The organism is Gammaproteobacteria bacterium, from assembly GCA_011682695.1.
Classification (GTDB): domain Bacteria; phylum Actinomycetota; class Acidimicrobiia; order Spongiisociales; family UBA4744; genus BMS3Bbin01.
This window is the reverse complement of sequence record JAACED010000015.1, coordinates 1-23,934: the sequence shown is the minus strand read 5'-3', so window position 1 is coordinate 23,934 and position 23,934 is coordinate 1. Positions and strand designations below refer to the sequence as shown.

The window sequence follows — 23,934 nt, the reverse complement described above, 5'->3', positions numbered from 1 at the left end:
GACAGGAAAACCGTTCAGGTGATCACTACCTGGTCGAGACCCTCCTCCGCCTCCGGGTACCGCATGTCGAGACGTTCGAGCGTGTCGACCAGCACCTCGGACACGACCAGGTTGCGGTACCACTTTCGGTCTGCAGGAACCACGTACCACGGTGCCCAGAGCGTGGACGTTTTTGACAGGACGGCCTCGTACGCCTCCGTGTAGGCGTCCCAACGTTTCCGCTCGGCGAGGTCGTTCCGGGAGAACTTCCAGTGTTTCGTCGGTTCGTCCAGGCGGGCTTGCAGCCGTCGACGCTGCTCCTCCTTGGAGATGTGCAGGAAGAACTTGAGGATCGTCGTGCCCTCATCGGCGAGTCTCTTTTCGAAGGCATTGATCTGGTCGTAGCGCCGACTCCAGATGTCGGGCGGAACGAGGTTGTGCACTCTGACGACGAGGACGTCCTCGTAGTGGGAACGGTTGAAGATGACGATCTCGCCGTTGCCCGGCGTGTGCGGGTGGACCCGCCACAGGTAGTCGTGGGCCAGCTCCTGTGGCGTTGGTTTCTTGAACGAGGCGACCTTGACACCCTGTGGGTTCGTGCCGTCGAAGACATGCTGGATCGTTCCATCCTTGCCGCCGGTGTCCATCGCCTGCAGCACGACGAGGAGCCGGTGTTTGCCTTCCGCGTAGAGCAGTTCCTGGAGTTTCTCCAATCTGCGATTCAGCGCCTCGGCTTTCTTGCGTCCCGCGTTCTTGCCGCCGGCAAACGCCGTGGCATCCGCTGGATCCCGGTCGGAGAGGCGGACGGCGGTTTCGGGTTCGACGCGATGGCAGTTCATGGGCCTCCTTGGTCGAGCACAACCTACTTCACCCGGCGTCAACAGGGTGATACAAGAGCAGCGAGGAATCCTTGACTCGATTTTCCGCTCTCATCGCAGCAGGGGCGCTCGCGCTCGCCGCGGCGGCCGGCCTTTGGTTCGGCAGGCCGAGCGTGGCCACGGCTCCTGTAGAGACCCCACCGGTGATTCGCCCAGAGGACGTGGTCGACATGGTGACCGTCTACGTGTCGGGGGCGGTGCTCCATCCGGGCCTCGTTGAGATCGAGGCGCCGGCGCGCGTGGCCGACGCCATCGCAGGAGCAGGCGGAGCCCTTCCCTTCGCGCGACTGAGCAGCATCAATCTCGCCGCACCGATCTCTGATGGGCAGCAAGTCGATGTGCCCGCGATCGATGCCGAGGGGTCGTCGACGGCCGTGGACTCAGGCAAAGTGGCGATCAATCGTGCCGACGCCCAGGAGTTGGAGTCCCTGCCCGGAGTGGGACCGGTTCTCGCCAAGCGGATATTCGACTACCGGGAGCTCAACGGGCCGTTTGAGACCGTCGAGGATCTGCTGGATGTCCCCGGCATCGGTGAAGGAAAGCTCGCGGCGCTTCGTGATGCGGTGATCGTGCCGTGACACGACTGCGACCGCCCGGCGTTGCCGGACGGTGGACTCTGGGTGCTGGAGCGCTCGTGTGGAGTGCCGTGGCTGTCGGCAGGCTCGCGGGCACGTTCGCGGTCGCCGGGGCAGTGGTCGCCGGAGGCACGATTCTGATCGCTGTCCGTCGAAACTGGGCGGTCGTCGCCGCTGCGCTGGTCGTGGCCGGTTCGCTCTCCGGCTCGCTGTCTGCGGCAAGGGAGTCTTCGGTGCTCACTGCTCCTTCGGTCGACGGTCCTGTCAGGCTCGCCGGTTGGGCAATCGATGACCTCCGTCCTGGCAGATCCGGCGAGTGGTTCCTCTTCCAACCGACTCACATCGAGCGTGACCGCACGTGGCAGGTCTGGGATGGGGCTCCCATCCTCGTCGCGGTCGATAGGTCAGCTGACATTGCTGCTCGGGATCACGTGATCGTGCGAGGTACCGCCCGGACGCAGGCCGGGAGGGCACGTGGCGATCCGTACGCAGGCGTCATCCGGGGTGCGAGTGTGACGATCGTGTCTTCGGCTACCGACCCTCTGTTCTTGGTCGGGAATGCCGTGCGGCGAAGGATCGCGGTAGGGCTGGACGCTCACGGCGAGGACGCCGCGGAAGCGCTGCTCTCCGGGTTCCTGATCGGTGATGTGCGCCGGCTGCCGCCGGTGGCGTCCGACCAGCTTCGCAGGTCGGGACTGTCGCATTTCGTAGCGGTCTCCGGGTCCAACGTTGCACTGTTCCTTCTGCTCTGGTGGGTCATTGTCGGACCGTTCGCCTTCGGACCTCGCCGGAGGGCGGTCGTCGGACTGGTCGGCCTGGCCGTGTTCGTGGTCGTGACCCGCTGGGAGCCTTCGGTCCTTCGTGCCGCGGGCATGGCCGGTCTCCTGCTGGTGGCTCGCGCCGTCGGAATCGCCCTCACCCCATGGGTCGCACTCGGCATGTCGGTTTCGACGTTGTTGCTGGTGTCGGGCGAACTTGGTGGAGATATCGGATTCCAACTCTCCGTAGCCGCGACGGTCGGGGTCATGGCGGGCGCCGATCTCTTCAAGGACCGGCTTCCCCGCTGGGTCGGTGCACCCTTGGGAGTGACCGTCGCAGCGCAGATCGCAGTTGCTCCGGTTCTTCTTGCCCACTTCGGTACATTGCCGCTGCTCTCGCCGCTGGCCAATCTCGTTGCGTCGCCATTGGTGATGATCTCGACGGCATCCGGAGGAATCGGACTCCTCACAGGAGCGCGGCTCCTGACCGAAGTCGGGGTGTGTGCCGCGGGCGCCGTGTTGTTCATAGCGAAGGCTGCCTCGAGTTGGCCACAGATCGGGCCGATGGCGGCACTCCTGATTGCTGCAGGCGGCTTCCTCGCCCGATCGCGCAGCTTGCGCCCCTTGCTCGCCGTGGTTGCAGGGGCGATCGTGCTGGCCACGGTCGTCGTCCCCGCACATCGGGTGACCGGCGCGTCGACCGTATTCCTGGATGTCGGACAAGGGGACTCGGAACTCCTCATCGGTTCGGGCGGTGAAACGGTTCTGATCGACGGGGGGCCGGATCCCGTGCTGATACTGCACAAGCTCACGGAGTACGGAGTCCGCAGCATCGATCTCATGGTGCTGTCACATCCACATGATGATCACGCGGCAGGACTCCTGGCCGTTATCGAACATCTCCCTGTTGGAGCCCTGTGGCACTCCGGATATCTGGACGGCGGGCCTGCCGCCGCCGAGCTGCTCTCCGAGGCCGAGCGGCGAGGAATTCCGGTCCTGGTGCCATCGATCGGAGAGCGGGCGGCCATCGGGGACCTCGACATCAGCGTGGTGGGGCCTTTGCGGCGCTATGCATCGCCGAACGATCAGTCGCTCGTGCTCGTCGTGGAGAGTCACGAGACGACGATGCTCTTCCCTGGTGATGTGGAAAGGATCGCTCAGTCCGAACTCGGACCCATCTCCACCGACGTGCTGAAAGTACCCCACCAGGGAGCCGACACTTCGGATGTCGGATGGCTCCTCTCGACGAGACCGATCCAGGCGATCGTCAGTGTCGGGTCGAACACGTTCGGACATCCATCTCTCGAGGTCATCAGGGCTTTCGAGTCCGTCGGCATCATCGTGCGGCGCACGGACGAAGAAGGAGATATCGTCATCCCCTTCCGATGACGCACCGTGATCAGTCAGGGAACTCCTGCTGCGCGATCGCTTGCAGTCGTACCTCGATGTCGTCGACGGCGTCATCGGGGAACGTAACGAGACTCCCGACGATCCCATCCGGGGAGGCGCCGCGATTCCGCAAGCCTTCCGCGAGGCGGAGCCGAAGCGTATCCAAGAAGCTCTGGGCTCCCTGACGGCCCGTCTCCGGGAGAACGACGGTGATCAAATGCCGGTCTGCCTCCAGCGCATGCCCGCAGCGATCGGCAGCCCTGATGCTTGCCGCCAGATCTCGGCCGATCTCCTTGAGTGCGGTGTCGCGCTTGCGCCGTCGCAATGACTCGAACACCGATGTGGGGATCTCGACGAGTACTACCGAAAAGACCTTTTCGTATCGCAGGGCGCGGCTACGTTCCATGTCGATCGTCTGCATGACCGCTCTGGCGTTGAGCAGGCCCGTTGCATCGTCGATCTGGTCGTACAGGCCGAGCTTGTCGATCGAAACACGTAACTGATCCGCTGCCCAGCCGCCGACCGCTCCGAACGCCAGGTATCCGGCCGCTCTGCCGAGGATCAGTCCGGTGAATCGACCGGCGCCAACGGCTGCGATCGCAGGCGAGCGAATGGCGGCGTACGAGACCGCGGCGACCAACCCGACGATCACACCACCGCGAAGGCCCCAGAACATCAAGCCGAGGAAGACGGGGATGAAGAGCAGGGTTCCGACTACTTCGATGGGATCGACGCTGCGCACATACATGATCAGCGCAACGAGACTGAGCACGATCAGCCCGACGCCGGTGAGAAGGACGCGTATACGTCGGTAGGGAATGTTCGTCACAGCTTGGATGGTAGTTCCTTGCCAGGCGACGTTCGTGGTGTGGATGTTGGGTCAAGGCCGTCGCTCGGAAGACTGCACAACGAAGAAGTACCCGCTGTGGTGTCGAGGCGGAGAACGCCGCGAGTGGCGTTTCTGGCGGGCAGAACGGCACATTGGTTGTGTGTCGAGGCACTAGTTCCCACCGGTCCGCTTCCGCCGTCCAGCCATGAGTCTCGGCCTTTGATGGGAGCGCTTCCTGCTGGAAGCCGGCAGGTGACACGTCGTACACTGGCGGCATGCCATCGATCCTCAAATCGCGGATTGCGATCGTGTTGATTCTCGGGGTCTTCCTGATCCCGATTGCCGCATCATCACTTCGCGGCCTCACTCACGTGCTGACCTGTGAGGAGAACGTGGCAGCACCATTCGGCGTCATCGTTGCCGAAGACGGCAGTGCCGTCGTCACCAGTTCGGCGACGGGACAAGCCGGGGAAGAGTCCGGCCTTTGCGGCGGCCTGGCTGTGGACCTGAAAGCCAAAGCCAAACCGGAGGGTCGGCTCGACCTCACGGTCCGTGTCACGAACAACTCGGCATATCCATGGCAGGGCACGGTTGATCTGTCGTTGAACCGTACGGTGATCCCAGTGGCGATCGGTCGTATCGACCCCGCGGAGACGGGAACCGACACGGTGACGTTCCATCTCGATCCCGGGGCTCACGAGCTGACGGGCTCGCTGCTCGTCGGACCGTAGGTCAGTTTTCGGTTTTCGGTCATCGGTTTTCGGTCATCAGTCATCAGTCATCAGTAATCAGTTTTCAGTAGTTGACGTGGTGTGCTCTTGTTGGGAACGCGTTGACGACTGACGACTGACGACCGGCCTCCGCTACGCTCCGTCTCGTGAGCGCCTTCAGTTTTGAGGCCGGGAATCGATGCTTCGATTTCACTGGCGATCGGACCTACGTCATGGGTGTCATCAATCTCTCGCCCGAGTCCAACAACCGTCACACGGTGGCCGACTCGCCGCACGAGGCGCTGGCGATGGCCGGCAGGTACCGGGACCATGGCGCGGCGATCATCGATCTGGGAGGCCAGTCCTCTCACTTCGACAATGAGGAACTGTCGCCGGAAGAAGAGCTTGAACGCCTTTTGCCGGCACTCGATCTCCTCACGGCCGACGGTTTCGTCGTTTCGGTTGACACCTGGAAGCCCGAGGTCGCTCGCAGGGCCATCGATGCCGGAGCGGCAATCGTCAATGACACGGGGGGCATGCGGAGTGAAAGCATGGTCGAGGTTGTCCGGTCGGCCTCGGTGCCTGCGGTCGTCACCTACGTGGAAGGCGAGGATCCCCTCTCGGTCGGCAACCTCGAGTTCATCCAGGACAAGGCTGCTCAGGTGGCCGAACGGTTTGCGCCGCGCCTCGACGATCTGCGGGCACTGGGGGTCACAGATCTGATCCTCGATCCGGGCCTTTCCATCAACTACCCGAGTGACTACGAGGAGTACACGCGTCAACAACTGCGGGTCATCCGGCATCTGGACGTGATTCGCAAGCTCGGGCATCCGGTCCTGATCCCCGTACCACGCAAACGTGAACTGGCGAGAGTGATGGCCTATACGGCGCTCGCTCTCGAGTACGGGGCCGACATCATTCGTGTCCACGATGTCGAGCAGGCGTGTGACCTCGTTCGTCTCTTCGGAAGAGACGGCTCGTGAAAGCGATCATCGCCGTACAAGGCCCTTCCGGCGCGGCGCCCGGTGAGCGTCAGCAAATGCTCGAACGCTCCCGTCGCCTCTTTGAGCAGGCCGGTGTCTCGGATACCGTACGTATCGACGTTCCGGCGCGAGGTGCCGAGGAGGTCGGTGAGGGGGGAGTGCTCCGTGCCGGAGTCGAGCCGATCGTCCCGGCGTTGCAGTCCGGATCGTTGTTCGGCGACCGACTCGGCGTCGAAGTCGTCGACGCGCAGTCTCTGCAGAGGACAGAAGCCGAAGTCGTCACAGAGTTACTGGACCGGATGGATCCGGAGGCGGTGCTGGTCGTCTTTGTGGCGGCAGGAAGTCTCCCGAGTTCGGTGGCGAAGAAGGTGAAAGCCGACGGCGAGGTCATCACCGTCAAGAAGATCCGGGAACAGGACGCGAACGACTGGCTCTTCGCCCAGATCAAGAGCCGAAACTTGCGGGTCCGTCCCGATGCAGTGGCAGCGCTGCTCAGGAAATTCGGCTCCGATGTGGCTTCCATGGCTCAAGCACTCGATCAGCTCACGGGCCTGGACGAGGTCACCATCGACGACGTGAACGTCAGATTCGCCAACCGTCCGGACGAACCGATCTGGCACTACGCCGATGCCGTCTCCGCTGGAGACGTCGGTCAGGCTTTGCGCCGGCTGTCCGACTTTCTCGTACACGGGCATCCGCTGCAGCTCCTCGGATTCCTCGAGAACGACCTCCGCCGTCGTTCCATGGCAGCATCTGCGCCGAACCTCGAGACACTCGCAGAGTGGCTTGGCCAACCATCGTCATCGTTTCCGGTCAGAAAGGCCTGGCAGGGGCGTTCGAAGAGTTCTGATTCGGCTCTGCAACGAGCCCTCGGTGCGCTCGCACGTGCAGACAGGATCCTGAAGACGAGTCCTGCGGAGACACATCAGCTCACGTTGGAACGGTTGACCGTCGCGCTCTGCCGTTGGTATGGAGGACCGCGAAGGGCTTGACCGGGCGACCGCGCAATGTACGACTGTGCCCTGCCCACCCGAGCCCTCATACCCGCCCCGCGGTCTTGCGTCGATGCTACGTCGCGGTACCGAGTACCAGGTAGAGCGAGCGAAGCGAGCTTGCGAGCTCGGCTCAGCCTTCCAGCAGGCTTCTGACTCGCTTGACGAGTCGTGACTTTCTGCGAGCGGCCGTGTTCTTGTGGATCAGGCCTCTTGTCGCAGCCATGTCGATACGCTTCTGGGCGTTGAGGAGTGCCTCTTCGGCAGCCGCCGCGTCACCGGTTGCGGCTGCGGCCTCCGCCAGCTTCGCACGAGTCTTCAGCTCGGAACGCATTGCCTTGTTGGCGACACGGCGCTTCTCGTTCTGACGATTTCGTTTGATCTGTGATTTGATGTTGGCCATGCGTAAATCTTCGTGTTGAGGACAGTGACGGGCAGAGCTGCTCCGTCGAGCGAGGGGAGCCTAGCAGCGCAGGTGCACCGGTACAATGCAGCGTTCTCGTGATACGCAACTTCAGCATCATCGCGCACATCGACCATGGCAAGTCGACGCTCGCCGATCGTTTTCTCGAACGAACGGGGGCGATGAGCGCGCGCGACATGCGGGACCAAGTGCTCGATTCGATGGACTTGGAGCGAGAGCGCGGGATCACGATCAAAGCACAGGCGGTCCGGCTTCGATATGAACACCCGAACGGTCAGACCTATACGCTGAATCTGATCGATACTCCGGGTCACGTCGATTTCAACTACGAAGTCTCCCGTTCGTTGGCGGCGTGTGAGGGAGCCGTGCTCCTCGTCGACGCCGCCCAGGGGGTGCAGGCGCAAACGCTTGCCAATGCCTACCTGGCCATCAACGCAGGCCTCGAAATCATCCCTGTCATCAACAAGATCGATCTACCGGCCGCGGATCCAGACCGGGTGGCGGGGGAGATCGTCTCGCTGTTGGGGGTCGATCCGGCTCACATCTTGCGGGTCTCGTCCAAGACCGGTGAGGGTATCGATGAACTCCTGGAGAGGATCGTGGAGGAGATACCGCCGCCCATGGGCGACGCGGACGCTTCGTTGCGGGCACTCGTGTTCGATTCCTACTACGACGCGTATCGGGGAGTCGTGTGTTACATCCGGGTCGTCGACGGGGAGTTGAGTGAAGGTGAGAGCGTCATGTTCACCGCGACCCACGAACGTCACGCGGTTGCAGAAGTCGGCGTGCTTACGCCGCGAGCCGAACCGGTGTTGGAACTGCGCGCCGGGGAGGTCGGGTACCTGATCACCGGCGTCAAGGACATCGGTCGCATCCGGGTCGGCGACACGGTAACACTCGATGCGAAGACCGAGCCGCTTCCCGGCTATGCGGAGCCCAAACCGATGGTGTTCTCCGGCTTGTTCCCCTCCGACGGGGAAGACTTCGAACGTCTCCGCGAGGCGCTCGACAAGCTGCGGCTGAATGACGCCGCGTTGGTGTATGAACCGGAGACCTCGAGGGCGCTGGGGTTTGGCTTCCGCTGCGGGTTCCTCGGATTGCTCCATATGGAGATCGTTCGCGAGCGCCTGGAACGTGAATATGGGCTCGATCTGGTGGCAACGTCCCCATCGGTCGCATATCGGGTTCACCTCGTCGACGGCTCCACGGTCGAGATCCGGTCTCCAGCCGACCTGCCCGATCCTGGACGCATCGATCACCTCGACGAGCCGGTGATCAATGCCCTGGTCGTGGTCCCCACCGAGTATGTCGGTACGGTCATGGATCTCGCTCAGAGCCGCAGGGGAATCATGCAGCACATGCACTATCTCACGCCGGAGCGAGTCGAACTCACCTACGCGATCCCGCTTGCAGAGGTGGTGTTCGACTTCTTCGATGCACTCAAGTCGCGCACTCGAGGGTATGCATCTCTCGACTACGAGCCGGCCGGATACCGTACCGCCGCGCTCGTCAAGGTCGATATCCTCCTCAACGGCCAAAAGGTCGACGCGTTCTCGGCCATTGTTCACAAGGATGAGGGTTACCGCTACGGACGCCGGATGGTTGCCCGGCTTCGAACGCTGATTCCCCGGCAGCTCTTCGATGTTCCGATCCAGGCTGCCATCGGAAGCAAGATCATCGCTCGTGAGACCGTGAAGGCGAAGCGTAAGGACGTGATCGCCAAGTGCTACGGCGGTGATGTCACCCGCAAGCGAAAGCTCCTCGAACGCCAGAAGGAGGGCAAGAAGCGGCTCAAGATGGTCGGCAGTGTCGAAGTTCCCCCGGAGGCGTTCATCTCCGCCCTGCGGCTCGACGATGACGATTGACGAGCCGCTGCGTCCGGATTCCCCTGTGCTGGCCGATGCCGCATCCTCGCTGGCGGCAGCGTATGTGCATGTTCCTTTCTGTGCCCGTCTTTGTCCCTACTGTGATTTCAACGTGGTCGCCGGCAGGGACGATCTGATCGAGCGTTACATCTCGGCCGTCATTTCCGAGATAGAGATGGAGCCGGCGTGGAAGCGACTCGATGCGGTCTATGTGGGTGGTGGGACCCCGTCACGCGTGCCGCCCGTGCTCCTTGCGGGCATCGTCGATGCCTTGGATCGGCGATTTGGGATCGTTCCCGGTGCCGAGATCAGCCTCGAGGCGAATCCCGAAGACTGGACCCCCGTAGTGGAAGCCGGCCTTCGCGAAGCCGGATTCACGCGTGTTTCGTTCGGCGTCCAGAGCTTCGATGGTGAAGTGTTGAAGACCCTGGGTCGGACGCACACTCCCGAACAGGCTGAGGTGGCGGTGAGCACCGCCCGACTGGCAGGCTTTTCGGTCAACGTCGACCTCATCTTCGGGACGCCCGGTGAGAGTGAGGCGGACTGGGTCAGTGGGGTTGCACGGGCTCTCTCGCTGATTCCTGACCACTTGTCCGCGTACGGGTTGACGGTCGAGCGGGGGACTGCACTCAGCCGGGCTGTCGCAGCCGGAGCACCGGCGCCTGACGCCGACCTGCAAGCCGACGAGTACGAGGCCCTCGAAGAGGCGGCCGCGGCGGCAGGCCTGGTGCGCTACGAGGTCTCCAACTACGCGCGGCCGGGGCACACATGTGTCTACAACCTGGTCACCTGGGCACAAGGCGACTACTTGGCTTTCGGGGCCGGCGCCCATGGCCATCGCAACGGTGAGCGTGCCCGCAACGTTCATCGGATCGACGCCTACCTGAACCGGGTCGAAGCCGGGATCCGACCTGTGCAGAGCGTTGAGCGGCTCGACTCCTGGGGACGCGAGCAGGAACGCCTTTTCCTCGGACTTCGTAGGACCGCCGGGGTCGAGGCTGGTCACGGCGGTGTTCGTCTCCTCGAATCCGTGTGGGGGACTCGTCTGCAGCATGCCGGTGTGATCGAGCGGCAGGGCAGCCGGATTCGTGTTCGTCGCCCCCTGCTGACCGATGAGGTGAGTAGAGCGGTTTTAGCACTCGCGGGGTGCGACTGCTAACCTATCAGTATGCTCAGCGAGCGGAAGTCCCAGGTCTTGCGGGCGCTCGTCGAGGAGTACATTCGCACCGGCGAACCGGTGTCATCGAAGGCCGTGCTCGACCTGTCCGGTTTGAACGTCTCTTCGGCGACGATTCGCAATGATCTGTCCGCGCTCGAATCGGATGGTTTCGTCGTCCAGCCACACACGTCTGCCGGACGCGCCCCGACGGGCAAGGGGTACCGCTACTACGTGGACCACTGTGCGCCAGTGCGCCTTCGCTCACAGACTCGGCTCAGGATCCAGTCCTTCTTCTCGTCGTTTCATCAGGGTCTCTCGGACCTGCTCAAGTCCACGACGGAACTTCTCAGCGATATCACGCACTACCCGGCGATTGTGGCCGGTCCCGGTGTCGCCATGGAGCGTGTTTGCGGCGTTCACTTGGTGCCGCTCGCTCCTCAGGTGCTGTTGCTCGTGCTCGTTTCCAATCGGGGCCGTGTGACCCAGGAATTGATCAGGCTCGAGAAGCCTGTCGATCCGCGTGAAGTGACCGCGGCCGAGCGGGCCCTGGGCGACGTGTTCGAGCGCGGGTCTGTCGATGAGGCACTTGCGGAAGGTGTTGAGCAGTCGTTGCACCTGCCAGGCCCCGTTGCCGGATTGGTCCGCGAGGTAATGAGTGCTGTCGGAAGGATCGAGCGTGGATCAAGAGAGATCTACATCTCCGGAACCGCGCAGATGACAGATGTGTGGGAGGACCTGGTGGCGGTTCGCAGCATCCTCGAACTGCTCGAGCGTGAAGCGATGGTGCTCTCGATCTTGTCGAAGAGAGGCACCGGCATCCAGATCGGTGATGAGCTCGATATCGGCGATGACCTGAACCTCGCCGTGGTCTCGACGACGTTCAAGCTCGGTGAATCCGGTGAGGGCAGTGTTGGAGTTCTCGGACCAATGCGTATGGACTATCGTCGGGCGATCTCCGCCGTGGAAGAAGTCGGCGAGACACTCGAGGAGAGTCTGGGCTCCTCGTGAACAACATCGGATCACTGCACTGAGAATTCCATGCGTAAGGACTACTACTCCATCCTGGGTGTTTCCCAGGACGCCGACCAGGACGAGATCAAGAGAGCATTCCGGCGCCTGGCCAGGGAGACGCATCCCGACGCCAATCCGGGCGATCCGAGTGCCGACGCCCACTTTCGTGAGGTGGCCGAAGCGTACGAAGTGCTGTCCGATCCGGGTCGACGCCGGGCGTTCGACCACGGAGAAACGGTCGACCTCGGCGACTTGCTGATGGGAGGGTTCGACGATCTGCTCCGATCGGTCTTTGGGACCGGTGGCCCCTTCGGCTTTGGAGGACAACGCAGACCGGCCCGAGGCAGGGACGTCGCCGTAGAGGCGCGCGTCAGCCTGGCCGATGCCGCCTTCGGGACGACATCGGAGCTGAAGTTTCGTGCGCTGTCGGAGTGTCGGCAGTGTGCCGGGTCCGGCGCCGCTCCCGGGTCGTCGGTGGAGACCTGCCGCCAGTGCGGCGGCACGGGCTCGATGCAGGTTGCCAGACGTTCCATCTTCGGTCAGATGATGACGCTGACGACCTGCAGCCTCTGCCAGGGCGGCGGTCGTCTCGTGTCCGAGCCGTGTGATAGGTGTGGAGGTCAGGGAGTCGTGCGGGAGGAACGCACCGTGAGTGTCGAGATTCCCCAGGGGGTGTCGACCGGGACTCGACTGCGGCTGGCGGGACGCGGTGAAGCGGCTCCTCGTGGCGCTCAGGCGGGTGACCTCTACGTTGAGATCCGGGTCCAGCCCGACCAAAGGTTCGTCAGAGATGGCGACGATCTCATCTATGTCGTTCCTATCGACATCGCGCAGGCTGCGCTCGGTACCGAGGTGTCGATCCCGCTCATCGAAGGCGAATCGATGAACCTGACGATTCCACCGGGAACACAGCCAGGGCAGACGATCCCGATTCCCGGCGAGGGGATGGGGCGGTTGGGAAGACGGGGACGAGGCAACCTCAACGTCGTGGTCGAGGTCGTCGTTCCGGAGCGTCTCTCCAAAGAGGAAGAGCATGCGCTCCGGGAATTCGCGGAGCTTCGTGGGGATACGGTCCGCGCCAAGCGACGCTTTTGGTGATGCGACACGTGCCGCACCTGTACTTGGAGCCACCGTGGGGCGGCTCGGCGGTTCCGATGTCCGAAGCGGTGCAGCACCACCTGTACGACGTGCTGCGGCTCACGGATGGGGCAACGGTCTCCTACACCGACGGGAGGGGAAGGACCGGTGAGGGGACCCTCTCGAGCGGCATGGTCCAGAGAGGCGACGAGGTCTGCGTCACCCCTCCGGTTGCCGCGGTCGCCATCGCCGTTGCACCACCGCGTTCGAGCGAGCGGACGAGATTCCTGGTCGAGAAGCTCGGCGAGCTGGGTATCGAACGACTGGTCTGGCTTCGCACCGTGCACGGGAATACCCGAGTGCCCCGAGCGGACAAGGTTCACTCGTGGGCCCGGTCTGCTCTCGAACAGAGCCGGGGAGCTTGGCTGATGGAGGTCCGGGACGGCCTCTTCGACGCCGAAGACTTGGAGGGCAGACTCCTCGTGGCAGATCCCGGCGGTGCCCCGATTGTGTCTGCTCAGAGCGACGTGACCCTGTTGATCGGGCCCGAAGGGGGGTTCGCTGCCGGGGAGGTTCCTGGGTCTCCGGTCAGTCTCGGTGACCGGATCTTGAGAGTCGAAACGGCGGCCATTGTCGGCGCAGTGCTTCTCCGAGGAAACACCACGCAGAGGGGTGACAAGAGCGCCTCCTCCAGGTAGAGTATCACTGTGAGTGACGCTTCGGGGTGTCGCACGGAGGGAGTCGGGCTGATGACGGAGGCGACGTACAACCAGTCTGTTGGTCGAAGGCTGAGGGCGATTCGTCGCCAGAAGAGGCTTTCCCTTCAGGATGTCGAAGAGATGTCTGCATTCGAGTTCAAAGCATCCGTTCTCGGCGCCTACGAGCGCGGTGAGCGGAGTCTGTCGCTTCCGCGTATGCACCGACTGGCGGCCGTCTACGGCGTTCCCATCGAACAACTCCTACCGGAGGCGGAGCGAACCGGAGCGACATCGTGGAGCAGCGGGGGCATCACGATCGACCTGGAGAAGGTCGAACGCTCGGACGGACAGACCGGGGACATCGTCGATCGTTTCCTTCGTACCATTCAATTGATGCGCCAGGACTTCAACGGGCGGGTCCTGACGCTGCGTCGCAGCGACCTTCAGATCCTCGCCGGGCTTCTCGAAGAGACCGAAGACGGGGTAGCACGCGTCCTCGCCGAACTCGGGCTGGGGGATTCGGTCTAGCCGCCGGCTTCCGGCTGCCGGCTGCCGGTTTTCAGCGGCCGGCATCCAGCAGTCGGCAAGAGCCGCGACGTTCGCCCTACGACAGCGGGCACACATACGGCCGCGACACGAAATGTGAAATACCGCGTACGCTCGCGAAGCGAGCTACGCGAGTACCCTCGCCACCTCATGGGACGAACTGGCGTGCTCAGGACGCTCGGGTGTCGGCTCAACCAGGCGGAGAGTGACCAGATCCTTCTCGCTCTGGCAGACCGCGGTATCGGCACCGGGGGCTCGGCGCCGGACGTCGTCGTGGTCAACACCTGCGCGGTCACCTCGGAGGCGTCGTCCGCATCCCGCAAGTTGATCCGACGTTCGGTTCGAGAGTTCCCGGACGCCACCGTGGTCGTCACCGGCTGCTACGCGGTCGCCCAGTCGACGGATGTTGCCGCCATGGAGGGGGTTGATGCGGTTCTGCCGATCAAAGACGGCCTCGCAGGCCGTGTCGCCGAGTACATCGGTGCCGGTGTGCCCGTTCCCGTCCTCTTTCCGAGCCCGCGCAGGAACCTCAAGGTACAGACCGGATGCGATGAACGCTGCACGTTCTGCATCGTTCCCCGGACCAGGGGGACGCTGCACAGCACGGACCGTGACGAAATCCTGTCACGCGCTCGCAGGCTGGTGGACTTGGGAGTTCGGGAACTGACTGTGACGGGTGTGCATCTGGGCAAGTATGGGCATGACGTCGGCAGGCCGGGAGCGCTGGGGTCGCTTCTCGGCGACCTCGCCGAACTCACCGGACTGGAGCGGATTCGTCTCTCCTCCATTGAGGCATCACAGGTGGACGATGTCCTGCTCGACATGATCGCAACGGAGCCGAAGCTCTGCCGACACATCCATATCCCCTTGCAGACGGGGGATCCAAACCTGTGGCAGGTGATGCGGCGGCCAGGAACGCTGGATCGTCTTCTGGAGGTTGTGGAAACGGCGCGTTCGCGAATACAGGGTGTGGCACTCACCACCGACGTGATGGTCGCGTTTCCTGGCGAGGATGATGCGGCCTTCTCCAGGACCCTTCAGGTCGTCAAAGCCGTGGGGTTCGAAAAACTGCACGTGTTCCGCTTCTCGCCGAGAGTGGGGACGCCTGCAGCGGACGACCCCCACCAGCTCGACGCTTCGATCAAGCAAGAACGATCCCGCACCCTACGGGCGGTCGGCGCCGACATCCGACGGCGTTGGCTCGCGGCTCACCACGGCCAGACCGTGCAAGTGCTCGTCGAGAAGGCCGTACCGGCAGAAACGACCGGAACGGCCGGCTTGAGCGGATACACCGACACGTACGCGCGGGTGACGTTCCAAGGCGCTGCGAGTCTCGTCGGCCGAGTGGTGGACGTGTTGGTAGCCTCGACCAAGAAGGACTACATGGAAGGAGTGCTCGTTGAAGGACTGCCTTTTCTGCAAGATCGTTGAAGGCTCGATCCCTGCCGATGTCGTCACGGAAACCGAGCATGTTCTGGCCTTCAACGACATCAACCCCGTGGCACCGACGCACGTGTTGATCATCCCGAAGGAGCATGTCGCCGACTCCGTGGCGGAGATCACGGGTGCCGAAGGCGGCCTCCTCGCGGAGATCTTCGGCACGGCGGCAGCCATTGCTCGCGAGAGGCGCCTCGATCAGGGGTGGCGGGTCGTCACCAACGTCGGCGCCGCAGCCGGGCAGACGGTTTTCCATCTGCATTTCCATCTCATGGGCGGATGGGCCGAGCCGCAACGTTGAGTGGTTCCGGGTCCTGATAAGGGGCACTCGGTACCTGGTACTTCGTACTTCGTATCGCAGCCTCAGGTCGATGCGAGACCGCGGGGCGAGCGCAGGGTCGTTGCCGGCTGCCGACTGACCGGCTGCCTGGGTCTCTGCATATCCCATTTCTTGGCATTGATATTTATCGTGGTTCCACCGACATCGGGGGTAATCGTCTTGGTACGCTCTCTACCTTGCTATGTCGAGAACGTATCGATTCACACTGAATGGCAGCCGGCTTTCACCGGGAACACTGCAGCTGGAGATTGACGATGTGAGCCTCGCTTTTGGCGGTGTGCAGGCCTTGCGCGACGTCTCGGACAGCATCCGTCAGGGAGAGATTCATGCCATCATCGGGCCCAACGGTGCAGGCAAGACCTCCCTGCTGAACTGCATCAGTGGCCTGTATCGTCCGCAGCGGGGGAGTATCACCCTCAACGACGGTGAGGCGCTACACGAGTTGACCAAAGCCCCCCCGAGCGCGACGGCGCGCTGGGGTGTCGCTCGTACGTTCCAGAACATCGAGCTCTTTCAGCACATGACGGTGCTCGAAAACCTCATGCTCGGACGACACGTGCACATGCGCCATAGCGTTTGGCGATCCATGCTGTTCGTCGGACCTGCCCTGCGGCAGGAGATCGAACACAGAGAGCTTGTCGAGGAGGTCATCGATCTACTCGAGATCCAATCGGTGCGGTCCCAGGCTGTCGGCTCACTTGCATACGGCTTCCAGAAACGTGTCGAATTGGGGCGTGCATTGGCCATGCAGCCTGCGCTCCTGCTGCTGGACGAGCCGATGGCCGGTATGAACGCAGAAGAGAAGGAGGACATGGCCCGTTACATTCTCGATGTGAATCAGCTTGCCGGCATCAGCACCATTCTCATCGAACATGACATGGGCGTCGTCATGGACATCTCGGACTCGGTCAGTGTTCTCGATTTCGGTCAGCTCGTAGCCTCCGGGTCTCCGGCGGAAGTTTCGAGGGATCCGGCCGTGATCGAGGCGTACCTCGGGGAGGACCAGAGTTGATGCCGGACACGTTCCCCAAGATACTTCGGAACATGGCGGCAACTGCGGGTGATCGAATCGCCTTGCAGGAGAAACGCTACGGAATCTGGCAGGCGGAGGGTTGGGCGGAGTTCAACGCGCGGGTTCGGGCCTTTGCGCAGGGGCTTTCGACGATGGGGGTCCGTCGAGGAGATGTCATCGCCATACTCGGCGACAACCGTCCGGAATGGCTGATCGCCGAACTCGCCGTCCAGTCGCTGGGGGGCATGTCGGTGGGAATCTATCCAACCTCCATCGGCGAGGAGATCGTCCACATCATCACGCATGCAGGAATCAGAGTGATCGTTGCCGAAGATCAGGAGCAGGTCGACAAGCTGATCGATCTTCCCTCGACGATCGAGAAGATCATCTACTACGACCCGCAGGGCCTCGAACTCTACGACGATCCCAAGTTGATCGAGTTCACCGACGTCGAAGAGCTCGGGAGGGCATTCGAGGCCGAGCATCCGGATTGGATGGACGAGCAGATCGACCTGGGTTCGGGTGAGGACACGGCCGTGCTGTGCACGACCAGCGGCACGACCGGCCTGCCCAAGTTGGCGATGCTGAGTCATCGCAACCTTCTTTCCATGGGGCGGAACCTCATGGAGGCAGACCCGCTCGAGGCGGACGACCGCTTCGTGAGTTTCCTTCCGTTTGCGTGGGTGGGTGAGCAGATGATGGCGTTGGCCTGCGGATTCCAGGCCGGGTTCACCATCAGCTTTCCCGAGGAGGCCGCAACGGTCCAGTCCGACATGCGTGAGATAGGAGCGAACGTCATGTTTGCTCCGCCGCGCATCTGGGAGTCGATGCTGTCAACGGTGCAGGTGCGTATCGGTGAAGCCGGCTGGCTCAAGAAGAGCGTCTTCTCGTGGGGATTCGATGTCGGGGAGGAAGCAGCGGAACTCCTCGTGCGAGGAAGACAGCTTCCTTTGGGTTTGCGGTTCCGGCTGGCGATCGCGGAGGTGGTCGCGATGAGACCCGTGCGCGACCAGCTCGGTCTCACTCGCATCAAACGTGCCTACACGGGGGGTGCGCCGCTCGGACCCGATGTGTTCCGTTTCTTTCACTCGATCGGAGTGAACCTCAAACAGATCTACGGACAGACGGAGATCTGTGGTATCGCCGTCGTTCACCGGGATGGAGACATCAAGTTCAACACGGTGGGCACCCCGATTGCCGGAACAGAGATGCGCATTGAAGACGACGGAGAGATCCTGTTGCGCTCTCCGGCAGTGTTCCAGGGGTACTACCGTAACCCGGAAGCGACCAAGAGCGCCCTTGAATCCGATGGATGGCTGCACACGGGCGACGCCGGCTTCATCGACGAGGAGGGACAACTGGTTGTCATCGACCGGGCGAAAGACGTCATGCACCTTCCTGACGGCACGGCGTTCTCACCCGCATTCATTGAGAACAAGCTGAAGTTCTCACAGTTTGTCGAAGAGGCGGTGACCTTTGGCGGAGACCACCCATATATCGCGGCCATTGTCACCATCGATGGTCAGACGGTAGGTGCATGGGCAGAGCGAGAGCACCTGGCATATACGACCTACACGGACCTGTCGCAGATGGATGAGGTGTACACACTGGTCGCAGAGGACGTCGCCAAGGCGAATCAGGACCTGCCGGTCAGCGCCCGCGTGCAGCGGTTCCTCATTCTGCACAAGCAGTTCGATCCGGACGACGACGAGATCACCCGGACCCGCAAGGTCCGCCGTGGAACGATCGGCACCCGGTACGCGGACCTCATCGAGGCGCTGTACACGCCGGAGAGGGATGGGGTCACGATCACCAGCACGATCACCTATCAGGATGGGACGACGGTTGATCGTGAGGTCGGTCTGCGGATCTTCGACATGGAGACGTTTACACCCTCCGGCAAACGCCGTCGTTATGCATGGAGCACCGGGCGATGAGTACCTTCATTCAGCTGACGATCAACGGTCTGGCAAACGGGGCGATCCTCGCCCTTGCAGCGCTGGGGTTCGTCCTGATCTTCAAAGCGACGGGTGTCATCAACTTTGCGCAGGGGGAGTTTCTGCTCATCGGCGCCTACGTGGTCTGGGCCGGGATGGTGACCCTCGGGCTGCCATGGCCCCTGGCAGTGCTCCTGGGAGTTGTCGTAGCGGTCGCCATGGGGGTGGCCATCGAACGAACCGTGCTTCGGCCGATGGTCGGGGAGTCCGCGATTGCGGTGATCATGGTCACGATCGGCCTTTCGGCGGTGCTCAGGTCACTCGTGCAGGGGATCTGGGGGACCAACCTGCGCAAGATGCCGACGATTATCCCGGACGTCTCTGTCGTCCTCTTCGGTGCGCCGCTTCCACAGAACCGGCTGTGGGCAATCGGTATTGCCCTTGTCGCTTTGGCGGCCTTCGCTCTCTTCTTCCGCAGGTCCCACTTCGGTGTGGCGATGCGCGCAGTTGCAGACGATCAGCAGGCAGCGATGGTGATGGGAATCAGTGTCCGCAGGATCTTCGCATTGTCATGGGCGTTGGCTGCCGTCAGCGCGGTCTTCGGCGGCGTCCTCGTGGCGATCATGATCGGCGTTTCCGTCGGCGTAGCTTCGTTCGGGTTGCTGGTCTTCGCGGTCGTAATCGTCGGGGGCCTGGATTCGATCCCGGGTGCTCTCATTGGAGGGCTCATCATCGGACTCACTCGTCAGTACGTTGCGGGCTACGTGAGCGCCGGACTCGGCGAGGTCGTCCCGTACCTGGTGCTCGTCCTGGTGCTGCTCATCAAGCCGTACGGAATGTTCGGCGAAGTGCGGATCGAGAGGGTGTAAGCGATGGCAATTGCCACGGGCATCTACCACACCAAGTACCGTCAAGATCTGGCGCTTCGTCAGACCAAGGCGGACTGGGTCCGGCTGATGCTGCTCGTCGCTTTTCTCGGAGTGGCTCCGTTTGTGGCCTCCTCCTACTGGCTCACAATTCTCAATCTGGTCGGTATCGCCGCAATCGGGGCCATCGGGCTGAACATCCTGACCGGTTTCACCGGTTTGATCAGTCTCGGGCAGGGAGGGTTCCTTGCCGTCGGGGCGTATACGTCTGGCATCCTGATCGCGCGGCTGCACTGGCCGACACCCCTGGCGATTATCACGGCGGTGTTCGTCACCGCGGCGGTTGGAGCGGTGATCGGCCTTCCGGCAGTTCGGCTCAAAGGGCTCTATCTGGCGATCGCCACTTTGGCCGCGCAAGTGATCATCATCTACGTCGTTCGAACGTGGGATGTGGTCACCGGTGGTGTCGAATCGCTCGTGGTCCCCCGACCGGTCATGTTCGGAGAGAAGATCAAGTCTGAGTTCATCTGGTATTGGATCATCCTGGTGGTTGTCGTTCTCGTGACGCTGGCAGCGCTCAATCTGTTTCGGACCGGTCTCGGCAGATCATTCGTGGCCATTCGAGACCAGGACATCGCCGCGGATGTGATCGGGGTCACGGTCTGGAAGTACAAGCTGTGGTCGTTCGCCATCTCTTCCGGGTTCGTCGGTCTTGCCGGGGCTCTGCTCGCCTCCTATCGCAGCATCGTCACCTGGGAGCGCTTCACCTTTGATGTATCGATCACCTACTTGGCGATGATCATCGTCGGTGGGCTCGGCAGTGTCGCCGGGGCAATCTACGGAGCCGGATTCATGACGTTGGTCCCCGCGCTGATCCAGCGTGCAGGTCAGTCCATCCAAGGGGTACTCCCGGGCCTGTCCCAACAGCTTCCCGCGATCCAGCTCGGCGTATTCGGGCTCGTCATCATTCTGTTCCTGATCTTCGAGCCCCGCGGGCTCGCCCGGATATGGGAACGTATCCGTGACTACTTCCGTCTGTGGCCATTCAGATACTGAGAGGAGGAAGGCCATGAAGAGAACCGCAATCTACCTTGCCTTAGGGTTGGTGCTGGCCCTGCTGGTAGCCGCCTGTGGAGGTGGTGGCTCGAGCAGCAGTGAACCGATCAAGGTGGGCGCGATCTTCGACCTGACCGGACCAACCGGAGATGTGGGGACGCCGTACGCCAACGGTGTGCGCGGCTACGTCGACTGGTTGAACGGACAGGGTGGGATCGACGGACGCCAGATCGACCTCAAGTGGCAGGACTACCAGTACAAGGTGGACACCGCAGAGCAGCTGTACTCGCAGTATGTCTCGGAGGGAATCGTCGCGTTCATGGGCTGGGGCACCGGTGACACGGAAGCTCTGAGGACCCGGATCACCGAAGACGAGATCCCATTCATGTCCGCTTCCTACTCGGAGGCGCTCACGAACGCGGCCGAGACGCCGTACAACTTCGTTGTGGCGACCAGCTACTCGGATCAGATGCGAATCGCGCTGAAATGGATCAGTGAGAACTACAGCGGTCATGCAGAGATCGCCGTGTTCCACCATGACAGCCCGTTTGGGCTCTCGCCGGTTGCCGACGGTGCTGCGTATATCCAGTCAAAGGGACTGGATATGGGATACGCGGACTATGCGATGCCTGGTGGTGCCACCGATTACCTCGCCGAGCTGACGCAGGCGAAGTCTCAGGGCGTGACCCACATCATCGTGCAGAACGTATCGAGCCCTGCGGCGCTGCTGGCCCGTGACGTCAAAGGTCAAGGGTTGGATGTCACCATGATCTGCCTGAACTGGTGTGCCGACGAAGGATTCGTGAACTTGGCCGGTGACGCTGCAGAAGGCGTCATGGGTGTCCTGCCATGGGCATCTGTGCAGTCGAACGACCCCGGTTTCAAGACACCGAGCGAGTACCTCGCTTCGAAGGGTGACTCTCTGGCTGACGAGGGTCTGCACTACACGCAGGGTTGGTACACGATGGCTGCGATGGCTCAGGCCATCAAGAATGTCGTCGACGCTGGTGACGAGGTGACGGGTCCGGCGATCAAGGCCGCTCTCGAGGCGATGAGTAGCTTCGATACCGGCGGCGTCAGTGCGACCATCGGATTCTCTCCCACCAGCCATAAGGGGATGCCGGGTGCCGGTATCTACCAGGTGGAAAACGGAATCTGGACACGTGTCATTGGGGAGATGACCCCGTAGTGACGACTATGGCCATGGACGATCCGGCAGGGGCGGCTGAAACCGCCCCTGCCGCCGGCGTGCTTCTCGACGTCAACAACGTCGAGGTGATCTACGACGAGGTGATCCTCGTGTTACGCGGCCTGTCCTTACAGGTAGAACGTGGCGATCTCATCGCCCTGCTCGGAGCGAACGGAGCCGGCAAGTCCACGACCCTCAAAGCGATCATGGGCTTGCTGCCGTCTGAAGACGGCGAGATCAGCGAAGGGCACATCAGCTTCGATGGTACGGAGATCACCGAGTTCGATCCGGCCCACATCGTCCGATCGGGGATCTCGCTCGTCATGGAGGGAAGGAGGGTCTTCGAACATCTGACCGTGCACGAGAACCTGATCGCTGCAGCCTATTCTCGCTGGCGGGTAGGCAACGTGTCCGACGAGTTCAGCTTGGTGTATGAGTACTTCCCGCGTCTCGAGGAGCGGTCCAATCAGGTGGCCGGCTACCTGTCCGGCGGTGAGCAGCAGATGCTGGCGATGGGGCGTGCCCTCATGCAGCGACCGAAGCTGCTCATGCTCGACGAGCCGTCGCTCGGGCTCGCCCCAATCCTCGTGCGAGAGATCTTTGCCATCATCCAGAGGCTGCATCGAGATCTCGGGACGACGGTTCTGCTCGTCGAGCAGAACGCCAAGCTGGCATTGAACATCGCCGATCACGGTTACATCATGGAGAATGGCCGAATCGTGCTCGAAGGGCCGGCCGGTGAACTGGCCGAGAACCCCGACGTGCAAGAGTTCTACCTGGGAATCAGCGAGTCGGGTGAACGCAAGAGCTACCGCGACGTCAAGCATTACAAACGGCGGAAGCGCTGGCTCTGAGGCTCGAGGAGACAACCGATGACACCTGAGGAATACGGCCGCGGCTTCGATCCGGCGGTCGGTGCATTCGTGGAAGCTGCGGCGGCGAAATCGCTTGCGTTTGCCGAGCGGCTCGAGAGCGCAGGCCTCGTGGCCGGAGAGATGCTCACCGTTCGGGATCTGAGCCGGCTCCCCGTGCTCTCCAAGGACGACCTCCTGCAGCTACAGATCATGAAACGTCCCTTCGGGGGCTTGCTTGCCGAAGGCGCCGTGGTGCGCCGGTTCTTCCAGTCGCCGGGACCTCTCTACGAGCCTGAACTGGATCGGACCGATCCGTGGCGGTGGGCGTCGGCGCTCCGCGCCGCCGGTTTCGGACCTGACGACGTCGTCCTCAACGCGTTCGGCTATCACCTGTCTCCGGCAGGAGCGATGTTCGAAGAGGGTGCGCGCGCCGTGGGATGTGCGGTTCTGCCCGGGGGAGTCGGAAACATGGACCTACAGGTGCAGGCATGCGCCGACCTGGGGGTCACGGCGTTCATAGGACTTCCGAGCTACCTCAAGGCGCTGCTCGAGAAAGCCGAGGTGAGCGGTGTCGATCTGCAGATCCAACACGCTTTCGTGACCGCCGAGCCGCTTCCGCCCTCTTTGCGGTCCTGGCTGGAAGAACGGGTGTCGTCTGTGCGACAGGGATATGGAACGGCCGAGGCGGGAAACCTCGGTTACGAGTGCGAACGGGCCGAGGGTCTCCACGTCCCGGACGACGCGCTCGTGCAGGTCTGCGATCCCATCAGCGGTGAGCCGCTGTGGAATGGAGAAGAGGGGCAAGTCGTGGTCACCCTGTTCGAGGAGGACTACCCGCTGGTCCGGTTCGGGACGGGAGATCTCTCCAAGTTCATCGTTACACCCTGTGCCTGTGGACATCCGACACCGCGTCTCGCCGGGTGGCTGGGTCGTGTCGGTGACGCCGTGAAGGTTCGGGGGATGTTCCTGCACCCGGCTCAGGCCAAACGGGCGCTCGCGGAGACTCCCGGCCTGGACTCATTCAGGTTTGTGATCGATCGGGTCGAGCATCGTGACGAGTTGAGCTGCCACATCGTTCCCGAGGAGGGAGTCGACGAGTCAGCCCTCTCCGAAGCAGTCAAAGAGAAGATCAGGTCGGCGCTGCGTTTTCGTGTCGACGTGCAGGTCGTCGATGGTCTGCTCGGCGATGACATCATCGACGACCGCCGTACCTGGGAGTGAGACGGTCATCGGTAATCAGTTTTCGATCATCAGTTTTCAGTAGTTGACGTGGTGTGCTCTTGTTGGGAACGCTTTGACGGCTGACGGCTGACGGCTGACGGCTGACGGCTGACGGCTGACGGCTGACGGCTGACGGCTGACGGCTGACG

At 62.5% G+C, this 23,934-nt stretch carries 23 protein-coding genes; 20 read left to right on the top strand and 3 right to left on the bottom strand.

From position 1 onward, the window contains the following. Positions 1-14: 14 nt before the first annotated feature. Positions 15-818: a polyphosphate kinase 2 family protein gene (locus GWP04_04760; protein ID NIA24860.1), complete on the bottom strand. Its 804-nt coding sequence runs from the start codon at positions 816-818 to the stop codon at positions 15-17. 71 nt (positions 819-889) lie between these two features. Between GWP04_04760 and GWP04_04755 the strand changes: the two genes are divergently transcribed. Together GWP04_04755 and GWP04_04750 are read left to right on the top strand one after the other, a co-directional pair. Beyond that, positions 890-1,435, top strand: coding sequence for a ComEA family DNA-binding protein (locus GWP04_04755; protein ID NIA24859.1), 546 nt, complete (start codon positions 890-892; stop codon positions 1,433-1,435). Then, on the top strand, positions 1,432-3,579 hold the full coding sequence (locus GWP04_04750) for an MBL fold metallo-hydrolase (GenBank protein ID NIA24858.1): 2,148 nt from the start codon (positions 1,432-1,434) through the stop codon (positions 3,577-3,579). The genes GWP04_04755 and GWP04_04750 overlap by 4 nt, the downstream gene beginning before the upstream one ends. Positions 3,580-3,589: 10 nt before the next feature. On the opposite strand, the gene GWP04_04745 is transcribed toward GWP04_04750, so the two are convergent. Further along, positions 3,590-4,408 carry a hypothetical protein gene (locus GWP04_04745; GenBank protein NIA24857.1) on the bottom strand — a complete coding sequence of 273 codons (819 nt, stop codon included), beginning with the start codon at positions 4,406-4,408 and terminating at the stop codon, positions 3,590-3,592. A gap of 275 nt (positions 4,409-4,683) precedes the next feature. On the opposite strand from GWP04_04745, the gene GWP04_04740 reads away from it, so the two are divergent. The 3 genes from GWP04_04740 (at position 4,684) to GWP04_04730 (ending at position 7,093) form a co-directional block, all read left to right on the top strand. Beyond that, a complete protein-coding gene (locus tag GWP04_04740) occupies positions 4,684-5,139 on the top strand; it encodes a hypothetical protein (protein NIA24856.1) in 456 nt (151 codons plus the stop codon). A 146-nt stretch (positions 5,140-5,285) separates the two neighbouring features. Next, complete coding sequence (locus GWP04_04735; GenBank protein NIA24855.1) at positions 5,286-6,101, top strand: dihydropteroate synthase; 816 nt, start codon at positions 5,286-5,288, stop codon at positions 6,099-6,101. Then, complete coding sequence (locus GWP04_04730) at positions 6,098-7,093, top strand: hypothetical protein (protein NIA24854.1); 996 nt, start codon at positions 6,098-6,100, stop codon at positions 7,091-7,093. Before GWP04_04735 ends, GWP04_04730 begins: the two co-directional genes overlap by 4 nt. A gap of 133 nt (positions 7,094-7,226) precedes the next feature. On the opposite strand, the gene rpsT is transcribed toward GWP04_04730, so the two are convergent. Continuing rightward, on the bottom strand, positions 7,227-7,496 hold the full coding sequence (gene rpsT / locus GWP04_04725; protein NIA24853.1) for a 30S ribosomal protein S20: 270 nt from the start codon (positions 7,494-7,496) through the stop codon (positions 7,227-7,229). A 98-nt stretch (positions 7,497-7,594) separates the two neighbouring features. On the opposite strand from rpsT, the gene lepA reads away from it, so the two are divergent. The 15 genes from lepA (at position 7,595) to GWP04_04650 (ending at position 23,785) form a co-directional block, all read left to right on the top strand. After that, entirely contained in the window at positions 7,595-9,382 is a 1,788-nt protein-coding gene (gene lepA, locus GWP04_04720; GenBank protein ID NIA24852.1) for an elongation factor 4, read from the top strand. Continuing rightward, positions 9,372-10,541, top strand: coding sequence for a radical SAM family heme chaperone HemW (gene hemW, locus GWP04_04715; protein ID NIA24851.1), 1,170 nt, complete (start codon positions 9,372-9,374; stop codon positions 10,539-10,541). Before lepA ends, hemW begins: the two co-directional genes overlap by 11 nt. A gap of 9 nt (positions 10,542-10,550) precedes the next feature. Then, the gene (hrcA, locus tag GWP04_04710) at positions 10,551-11,549 is read left to right on the top strand and encodes a heat-inducible transcription repressor HrcA (GenBank protein NIA24850.1); all 999 of its coding nucleotides are present in this window, start codon (positions 10,551-10,553) and stop codon (positions 11,547-11,549) included. A 30-nt stretch (positions 11,550-11,579) separates the two neighbouring features. After that, positions 11,580-12,650: a molecular chaperone DnaJ gene (gene dnaJ / locus GWP04_04705; GenBank protein NIA24849.1), complete on the top strand. Its 1,071-nt coding sequence runs from the start codon at positions 11,580-11,582 to the stop codon at positions 12,648-12,650. After that, complete coding sequence (locus GWP04_04700; GenBank protein ID NIA24848.1) at positions 12,650-13,327, top strand: hypothetical protein; 678 nt, start codon at positions 12,650-12,652, stop codon at positions 13,325-13,327. Before dnaJ ends, GWP04_04700 begins: the two co-directional genes overlap by 1 nt. A 51-nt stretch (positions 13,328-13,378) precedes the next feature. Further along, entirely contained in the window at positions 13,379-13,855 is a 477-nt protein-coding gene (locus GWP04_04695; GenBank protein ID NIA24847.1) for a helix-turn-helix domain-containing protein, read from the top strand. Positions 13,856-14,023: 168 nt separating this feature from the next. After that, a complete protein-coding gene (locus tag GWP04_04690; protein ID NIA24846.1) occupies positions 14,024-15,304 on the top strand; it encodes a MiaB/RimO family radical SAM methylthiotransferase in 1,281 nt (426 codons plus the stop codon). After that, the gene (locus GWP04_04685) at positions 15,273-15,611 is read left to right on the top strand and encodes an HIT domain-containing protein (protein NIA24845.1); all 339 of its coding nucleotides are present in this window, start codon (positions 15,273-15,275) and stop codon (positions 15,609-15,611) included. The genes GWP04_04690 and GWP04_04685 overlap by 32 nt, the downstream gene beginning before the upstream one ends. Positions 15,612-15,831: 220 nt before the next feature. Next, positions 15,832-16,662: an ATP-binding cassette domain-containing protein gene (locus GWP04_04680; GenBank protein NIA24844.1), complete on the top strand. Its 831-nt coding sequence runs from the start codon at positions 15,832-15,834 to the stop codon at positions 16,660-16,662. Beyond that, positions 16,662-18,599, top strand: coding sequence for an AMP-binding protein (locus GWP04_04675; protein ID NIA24843.1), 1,938 nt, complete (start codon positions 16,662-16,664; stop codon positions 18,597-18,599). The genes GWP04_04680 and GWP04_04675 overlap by 1 nt, the downstream gene beginning before the upstream one ends. Further along, positions 18,596-19,468, top strand: a complete 873-nt coding sequence (locus GWP04_04670; GenBank protein ID NIA24842.1) for a branched-chain amino acid ABC transporter permease — start codon at positions 18,596-18,598, stop codon at positions 19,466-19,468. Before GWP04_04675 ends, GWP04_04670 begins: the two co-directional genes overlap by 4 nt. A gap of 9 nt (positions 19,469-19,477) precedes the next feature. Then, positions 19,478-20,521: a branched-chain amino acid ABC transporter permease gene (locus GWP04_04665; GenBank protein ID NIA24841.1), complete on the top strand. Its 1,044-nt coding sequence runs from the start codon at positions 19,478-19,480 to the stop codon at positions 20,519-20,521. A gap of 13 nt (positions 20,522-20,534) precedes the next feature. Further along, complete coding sequence (locus tag GWP04_04660) at positions 20,535-21,710, top strand: ABC transporter substrate-binding protein (protein ID NIA24840.1); 1,176 nt, start codon at positions 20,535-20,537, stop codon at positions 21,708-21,710. A 14-nt stretch (positions 21,711-21,724) separates the two neighbouring features. Then, positions 21,725-22,564, top strand: coding sequence for an ATP-binding cassette domain-containing protein (locus GWP04_04655; GenBank protein ID NIA24839.1), 840 nt, complete (start codon positions 21,725-21,727; stop codon positions 22,562-22,564). A gap of 18 nt (positions 22,565-22,582) precedes the next feature. After that, positions 22,583-23,785 carry an AMP-binding protein gene (locus tag GWP04_04650; protein NIA24838.1) on the top strand — a complete coding sequence of 401 codons (1,203 nt, stop codon included), beginning with the start codon at positions 22,583-22,585 and terminating at the stop codon, positions 23,783-23,785. Positions 23,786-23,934: the final 149 nt, after the last annotated feature.